At 60.7% G+C, this 1,066-nt stretch carries 1 protein-coding gene; it reads right to left on the minus strand.

All coding sequences use genetic code 11. From position 1 onward, the window contains the following. Positions 1-100 precede the first annotated feature (100 nt). On the minus strand, positions 101-1,060 hold the full coding sequence (locus tag AC0L30_RS42985; protein ID WP_007601392.1) for an IS5 family transposase: 960 nt from the start codon (positions 1,058-1,060) through the stop codon (positions 101-103). Positions 1,061-1,066 lie beyond the last annotated feature (6 nt).

Consider the following 1,066-nt stretch of genomic DNA (forward strand, 5'->3'; position numbering starts at 1 on the left):
TGTTGCGCTATTGGCTTTTGAGGCTGAAGACGTCGAGAGAGAAGGTCTGGGTCGCGACAGGCTCCGGCCAAGACTGTGATTGTCGCCCTCGGCGGGCGGCTCAGGCCGCGATCGCGGCCCATTTCCTCATGTTGAATGCGATGGAGGCGAGCAGGATTTGTCCGCTTGCCTTCATGAGACCGACGTAACGGATGTAGGTCAGCCGCATCCGGCGTTTGAGGGTAGCGAAGGTGGTCTCCACCGTCGCCCGTCGTCGAGAGATGAGTAGGTTGTAGCGTTTGAGCCTCGGTGGCAACTCTGGGTGATGGCGGTTGGGACGCCGGGCGATGCGGGGCTTTTTGCCTTCCGCCTTCAGCCGGGCTCGTCTGGCATGGGTATCGTAAGCCGCATCGGCCCACACCACGGCTTCATCGCCACGGATCAACTCATCAGCCGGCGTGGTGTCGTTGACATTGGCGGGCGTCGTCAGCACCGCGCGGATCAAGCCGGATCCTTCATCAACACCCACATGGGCCTTGTAACCGAAGGTCGAACCGCTCTTGCCCTGCCGCTTGGCAAAACGGGCGTCGGGATCGTTTGAAGGACGATCCTCCTTGGGAGGAGCCGACACCGCCTGGATCAAGGTTGCGTCCAGCATCGTGCCGCGCTTGAGGATGACGCCGGCATTCTCAAGCTGACGATCCAGTTCGCCAAACAGCTTCTCCAACAGACCTTCTTCAACCAGCTGGTTCCGAAAACGGTTCAGAACCGTGTGGTCGGGTGTCGCATCTTCGAGGCTTAGACCGACGAAGCGCTTGAACGACAACCGGTCGCCCAGCGCCTCTTCGAGCTCGCGTTCCGACAGACCATAGAGCGACTGCAATAGCAGGGCGCGAAACAACACCAGCACCGGATAGCCTGGACGACCGGGGCTCCCTTCATCCCGCAAATGGCCGATCAGCTTCTCGAACCGGTACCACTTGACTAACCCCGACAGCCGATCCAGCGCTGCATTGGCACCTGCTCCCTTCGGGAGCCAAGCCTCAATAAAACTCGGCTGCCCCGTCTGCTTCACCGCCATCGTCAT

This window comes from Bradyrhizobium sp. MI1.11 (assembly GCF_055811255.1).

What these genes read in the sequence shown, in the direction of transcription:
- AC0L30_RS42985 (WP_007601392.1), bottom strand. Translation starts at nt 1,060, where the DNA reads ATGGCGGTGAAGCAGACGGGGCAGCCGAGTTTTATTGAGGCTTGGCTC.